Source organism: Psychroflexus aestuariivivens (assembly GCF_004010055.1).
Lineage (GTDB): Bacteria > Bacteroidota > Bacteroidia > Flavobacteriales > Flavobacteriaceae > Psychroflexus > Psychroflexus aestuariivivens.
In genome coordinates, this window is the sequence record NZ_RQVT01000027.1 from 1 (window position 1) to 6,117 (window position 6,117).

Annotated in this window: 9 protein-coding genes; all 9 read left to right on the plus strand. The window is 28.8% G+C overall.

The annotated features are described in order from the left end of the window. Window positions 1–280 precede the first annotated feature (280 nt). On the plus strand, window positions 281–967 hold the full coding sequence (locus EIG86_RS06005; RefSeq protein ID WP_127845263.1) for a uracil-DNA glycosylase family protein: 687 nt from the start codon (window positions 281–283) through the stop codon (window positions 965–967). Window positions 968–1,181: 214 nt separating this feature from the next. Then, complete coding sequence (locus tag EIG86_RS06010; protein ID WP_127845264.1) at window positions 1,182–1,715, plus strand: hypothetical protein; 534 nt, start codon at window positions 1,182–1,184, stop codon at window positions 1,713–1,715. A 311-nt stretch (window positions 1,716–2,026) separates the two neighbouring features. Beyond that, window positions 2,027–2,245 (plus strand): hypothetical protein, encoded by a 219-nt coding sequence (locus EIG86_RS06015; protein WP_127845265.1) that lies wholly within the window; start codon window positions 2,027–2,029, stop codon window positions 2,243–2,245. Then, a complete protein-coding gene (locus tag EIG86_RS06020) occupies window positions 2,245–2,550 on the plus strand; it encodes a type II toxin-antitoxin system RelE/ParE family toxin (protein WP_127845266.1) in 306 nt (101 codons plus the stop codon). Before EIG86_RS06015 ends, EIG86_RS06020 begins: the two co-directional genes overlap by 1 nt. Before the next feature lie 164 nt (window positions 2,551–2,714). Continuing rightward, window positions 2,715–2,996: a hypothetical protein gene (locus EIG86_RS06025; protein WP_127845267.1), complete on the plus strand. Its 282-nt coding sequence runs from the start codon at window positions 2,715–2,717 to the stop codon at window positions 2,994–2,996. A gap of 618 nt (window positions 2,997–3,614) precedes the next feature. Continuing rightward, window positions 3,615–4,310 carry a hypothetical protein gene (locus tag EIG86_RS06030; protein ID WP_127845268.1) on the plus strand — a complete coding sequence of 232 codons (696 nt, stop codon included), beginning with the start codon at window positions 3,615–3,617 and terminating at the stop codon, window positions 4,308–4,310. Window positions 4,311–4,504: 194 nt separating this feature from the next. Continuing rightward, window positions 4,505–4,957 (plus strand): FEKKY domain-containing protein, encoded by a 453-nt coding sequence (locus tag EIG86_RS06035; protein ID WP_127845269.1) that lies wholly within the window; start codon window positions 4,505–4,507, stop codon window positions 4,955–4,957. A gap of 5 nt (window positions 4,958–4,962) precedes the next feature. Beyond that, window positions 4,963–5,178 carry a hypothetical protein gene (locus tag EIG86_RS06040; protein ID WP_127845270.1) on the plus strand — a complete coding sequence of 72 codons (216 nt, stop codon included), beginning with the start codon at window positions 4,963–4,965 and terminating at the stop codon, window positions 5,176–5,178. Window positions 5,179–5,349: 171 nt separating this feature from the next. Next, window positions 5,350–6,117 (plus strand): hypothetical protein (locus tag EIG86_RS06045; protein WP_157983112.1); only part of this gene is annotated, 768 nt, incomplete at its 3' end.

Sequence of the window (6,117 nt, forward strand, 5' to 3'; positions counted from 1 at the left end):
TTGGAATACTGTTTTTCTTGTTGTTTAAAGTTGTTGTTTGCATGATATAATATCAACAACGGTTGTTGCTTTCGTTGTTGGTTTTCGCTGTTTTTTATTAGAAACAAAAGTATGTCAGGCAAAAAACAAACTTCAATAATTATATAAAGCGAACCACTCACCTATTCATCCGTTTACAAACGTTTAAATACGAATAAGAAATATAAATGATATATATTTGGTGATATTAAGTAGTTGCCAATAATGTTGAAAAAACCAACAAGAATTCATAAATATAAAAATGACAGATTTTGCAGATAAAGTAATTGAATTTCACAAAAACCTTGAATATAAAGGCGAATTAAAAGAAAATATCCGAGTGATGAATCCCTTTCAGAAAAATGAGGAAATTCTATCGATTTTGGGAAATTTCTATAAAAAGTTCTTTAGCGATAATAAGTTGCGAAAAATTATACTGGGAATTAATCCAGGAAGACTTGGAGCTGGTGCTACTGGAATTCCTTTCACTGACACAAAGAGGTTGTCAGAAGTATGTGGAATTGAATCTTCATCAATTCAAACCCACGAGCCGTCGTCTGTATTTGTATATGACGTAATCAAAGAATTTGGCGGAAGTAATAAATTTTACGATAAATTTTATATTAATTCGATTTGTCCATTGGGTTTTGTAGAGCAAAATCACAAAGGAAATTGGGTTAATTGTAATTATTATGATTATAATGAATTATTCAAATCAGCAAAAGAGTTTATAATCTCAAGCCTACGAAAACAGATTGAATTTGGCATTGACACTTCTGTATGCTACATTCTTGGAAAAAAGAATGCAAAATTTTTTGAAAAAATTAATGATGAAGCAAAACTATTTGATAAAGTAATTGTCTTTGACCATCCAAGATATATTGTTCAATACAAAATGAAACTCAAGGAAAAATATATTGCAGATTATTTAAAGGAATTAAAATCATAACGAGAAAACACTATTGGCAACACTGCATATCGCTCATTGCGGAGTCGCTGATTAAATCGGAGTTTGGGGTTTTCTGGAAGTTAAAACATAAATTAAAAAATAATTACTAATTTTCCCGCAACGAGTCGATATGCGAGAACGTTGGGCTTTATGCTGGAAAAATGATACTGAATCTTACTAAGCTAAATAATTATCAACGCTAAATCAAACCACTTTGAATACTGAAATTAAATATTCATACTATCTCTTAATTTGTATCTTATTAATTTCTTGTGCTAAAAGCAAAAAACACGAAAAACAATTTGAATCTGATTACCCATATACAATGATAACACGTTTAAACGATTCAGTTGTTGTAGGAGAATATTCAAAATTTCATTTATTACTTGGTAATCCAACATTCTATGATAAGAATTCAAGCGTTCAAGTTGCTTTGGATATGAGTAAAGGTGATTCAATTCACTTGTTAAATGATTTATCAAATATTGATTCCATTCCTTTTAGAATATTTCAAAATTTAGAATTGGATACATTAAACAAAAATTTCGGTAAATCAGATACTATTAAAAGAAGAAGACAAGTATTGTTTTTTAAAAAATTTGCTAAACCTGGTTACAAGAAAATACGTGGCTTATCAGTTGAATATTATGGAGACTACAATCCGCTAACCTTACAGTTTGATGGAAAGGATGGTGATACTATCAAACAATACTTTGAAATTTATGTAAAGGTGAATGACACTATTTAATTCATCTAGCTGTAATTTTTAATAAATAGAAATTGAGTAAAATTCAATGAATTAAATCTATTATTTTACTATTTATATGAGTTGAATAAAGGTATGAAAAAGCACGAAAGCCCAACAATAGCTATAGGCAATAGCTCGGGTTTGGGATTAAAAACAAAAGTCCAGGATTTATTTTCTAACTTTACGACTGAAAACAAAACTGAATGGCTTTTTTGGCACTACTGCCCATAGCCAGAACGTTGTGCTTCATACTTGAAAAATACTGAACTGAAAAAAATTTTTCGTAAATTTGAATTTAAAGAAATTTGATAATGGATATTCGAACAACAAAACTTGAACTCTTAAAAACTATTATGGATGATGAAAACTCTGAATTTATCCAAAGAGTTGCGGATTTTGTTAAAAAAGAAAAAACTGACTTTTGGAACGAATTAAGTCTATCTGAACAAAAAGAAATTAAACAAGGAATTAGCGAATTGGATAGTGGAAAAAGAGTATCGTATGAGTCCTTTTTAAAGAAAATTTCTTAATGGAAGTATTTTTATCTGAACTTGCCGAATCAAAACTTATTAAGTTATCCGAATACTTGTTAGAAAATTGGAATCTAAAAACTCGTGATAAATTTATCTCAAAGCTGACTGATAAAATAAAACAAATATCTTTCCAGCCCAATAGTTGTCCACAATCAACTGAATTTAATGGACTTTATAAATGTGTAGTGACAAAACAAACTACTTTTTACTATAGAATATTAAGTCAAGTAAATGAAATAGAAATTGTTACAATATTTGACACAAGGCAAAATCCTGATGAATTAAAAAAGGACATTGAATAAAAGTACAAAAGCACAACACTGCATATCGCTCATTGCGGCGTTTTGGCTGAAATCAGGGTTTTTGGATTTTCTGGAAGTTAAAATCATAAATTAAAAAATAATTGCTAATTTTCCCGCAACGAGTCGATATGCGAGAACGCTGTAATCTAAAAAATTCTCTCTAAATGAAAATAAGGATATTTATAATTTTAATTTTTACTGGGTTAGGGAATATTTGGGCATTTCAAACAGTTAATATTTATTTAGATAAGGAAAAAAAGTCATATATTCAATTCCTAGATATCAACAAGACTAGAAATAACTCAATAAATTTTGAAATAAAAACGGCTAATAGATCCTCTTCTATCAAAGAAATATCTTCTGAAAATGACTTAAATATTCAACCAACTAAATTTAATAATAAAAGAAAAAATTTGAAGTCAAAAAAAACTCAGATTTTAAATTAAAAAAAGTTGAAAAAATAACACTCAAAAGTTTTGATAATAGAACCTATGATATTAAAATTTGGTTTTACTCCAAGATTATAAACATTGATGAAATTCCTAATAATTTTCAACTCGTGTATAATAAAAATGATTATCCCATTGTTTTACAATCAAATAGCTGTGTTGTAGGAAATTATTTGATTTTTAATTCTGAATCTGAATTAGAGTTAGAATTTGAAATTTTAAAATATTTTCCATTGTATTTAAAAATGCTAAAGCCAGATAATTACACGATTAGCGAAAAAAATATTGAAAATAAATTATTTTCGCTACAAATCAAAAGTAACTGAAAGCCTACAGGTAACACTGCATATCGCTCATTGCGGAGTCGCTGATGAAATCGAAGTTTCGGGATTTTCTGGAAGTTAAACATAAATTGAAAAATAATTGTTAATTTTCCCGCAACAAGTCGATATGCGAGAACGTTAAGAATAATTAGCTTTCAAAAAACATCTAGGTAAAATCATTTTATTCTACCTATCAACTGAAAAATGAAAAATCATGCAAATGAAAAAATTACATTTATGACTTGATTCCAGCGTCACATTTATAAAGTTAAATAATTTTAAAATGAATATTATGAAAACTAAAAAATTAAATTTTAATAGTGGTTTAGTAATCGTGTTTTTATTACTAAATCAACTTTCTTTATTTCCCCAAGATTCTCCTTTACAAAATTCCAAACATGATTCAAAAAAGTTTGTGCCTTCATTCTTTTCATACAAGACATTTATTACAAATGATTTGGGAACAGATATTTCTTTAGAAGAAAAAATCGCTAAATCTGCATTTGATAATTTTCAAAGAGATTTTATAGCAAACTCAAATGTTCTTCTCTTAGATGGTTTTAATTTTCCCAATCTCGATCCAGGTGTATCGGCGAATTTTGATAACCAAGATTTCGTGTTCTCATATCGACAAGGAAATATCAAGATGGATGTAACATCTGATGAATGTTACGAATTTGAACCTGTCAACTTCAAAAAAATGCAAAAAACCGATATGCTCAAGCTCAAACCTACAGAAAGTGCATACGTTCACGAGGATGGTAATTTTATTGTAGTTATCGATACCACTTTGGATTGGAAAATTCAACCTGCCCTCTTTGCAAGTCAGATGTTCCCTTATGGTGTATCGAAAGTTTACGATAAAAATGAAAAAAAGTTAACAAAACTTATTCATGTTGAAAACGCAACATCCGAACAAATCTCTAAATTAGAATTAAATGATTTTAGCTCTACCAATTGCACTAAAATTAAGCCATTTTTTTTGTGATGTAAGTTAAAACTGACGCTAGATTAAGTACTTCGAAATTTGTTTATGTATCTTTAAGATAATGAGGTCTAAAGAAACAAGGGTATTATACCTATCACCTATTTATCCGCTTACAAACTTTTAATACGACTAAGAAATATAAATAATATATATTTGGAGATATTAAGTAGTTGCCAGTAATTTGAAAAACAACCGTGAACAAACAATATAAATATCTGATTATTGGAATTCTAACTTTGACTTTGAATGCTCAAACGGTAGAAGAAACTGTTATATTTTCAAGAATTGGGGAGTTGAGCGATGAACAATTAAATAATTCTGGAGTTTCAAAACTAACTTTTGTTACTGATGAAAATAAGGCTAAAAAAATAGCAGAATTAGATATTAAAAATGGAAATCCATTTCTTTTGTTAATGGGTGGAATCGCGCCTACGATAATTGCAACTGACCCTCAATTTGAAAAAAAATACGGAATTTATTTTTACGAATTCGGTTGCAGTGGACCTGACAATGAAATAATAATTGCTTACAATAAAATAGTATTTGAGCATTTGATTAAAACTCACGGAAAAAATTGGATTAACGAAGTTCGAGACGACGTTATCGGATTTAAGGAATGGAAACGTAATTACAAACTGAAAGATTAAAGAATATGACTGAATATGTAATTATTTCTATCCTTGTTATTCTATTTGCTGGATTTTTATATTGGGCTTATTTGCCAGATTATCGTAGAAACCCAAAAGAATTCTGGAGAACTATAATCGGAATGCCAATCGGAATGCTTTTAGGCGGTTTAGGTTATCCAAAATTGAACGATAAAATAAAGAAATGGGCAACTGATGACGAAAAGCAGAACTCGAAATAAAACGTTTTACAACACTGCATATCGCTCATTGCGGATTTTCGGTTGAAATCGAAGTATCGGGATTTTCTGGAAGTTAAAATCAATAATCGAAAAATAATCGCTAATTTTCGCGCAACGAGTCGATATGCGAGGACGTTAGGGCAAATTTGCCAAAAAACCCAAAATTGAACTATGAAAGAAAAATTTGTCCTTTTAATTACCTTCTTAATATTCGGACTAAATACTTCATTTGCGCAGAAATCTAACATAATTGAAAAGCTTGAGTTTGAGGATTATGAACTTAAAGTTATATTTTTTGACCCTTACGAAAATTTAGTTTCAGAAAATCCAGAATTCAAAAACCTTGACTCTCTAAAACAAGGAGAAATTTGGAATAAATATTTACTTAACAATGTCATTTATGATTTTCAATTAATTCAAAAAAAGAAAATTGTTAAACATTATATTTTAAGAGGAAATTCATCGAAAGACATTTACCCAAAAGATTTAACGAGAAACAATGTCTATTTATTAGATATAGTAAATCATAAAAAGAACACTAATTTTTATAGGTTATCAGACTATTCAAAAATGATTGATAAAACAATCGATAAGTTCAGTTTTTATGGTACACTATTCGAGAATATGGAACTACTGAAAGATAACGATGGAAAATTAGGCAAAAACCTCTATGGTAGATTTAGATTAAACATTCCTTATTCCACAATCCAGAATAATGTAATGACTTTGATAGGTATTGACTTATTTGGAGAAATAGATACTAACTGGATAGCAAATGACACAGAAGAATTCAAAAATTCATTTTTCGATTATCAAGAAAAAATAGACCAATACTTCAAAATTGAAAGAATTAAGAAAATATTTGTACGATCCTATAACCAAAATGGAGAAATTCAAAATGAATACCCAAGATTAGATACAGATGAGGATATCAAATCC

Coding starts and splice junctions, on each gene's coding strand:
- EIG86_RS06005 (WP_127845263.1), top strand. CDS start 281: ATGACAGATTTTGCAGATAAAGTAATTGAATTTCACAAAAACCTTGAA.
- EIG86_RS06015 (WP_127845265.1), top strand. CDS start 2,027: ATGGATATTCGAACAACAAAACTTGAACTCTTAAAAACTATTATGGAT.
- EIG86_RS06020 (WP_127845266.1), top strand. CDS start 2,245: ATGGAAGTATTTTTATCTGAACTTGCCGAATCAAAACTTATTAAGTTA.
- EIG86_RS06025 (WP_127845267.1), top strand. CDS start 2,715: ATGAAAATAAGGATATTTATAATTTTAATTTTTACTGGGTTAGGGAAT.
- EIG86_RS06030 (WP_127845268.1), top strand. CDS start 3,615: ATGAAAACTAAAAAATTAAATTTTAATAGTGGTTTAGTAATCGTGTTT.
- EIG86_RS06040 (WP_127845270.1), top strand. CDS start 4,963: ATGACTGAATATGTAATTATTTCTATCCTTGTTATTCTATTTGCTGGA.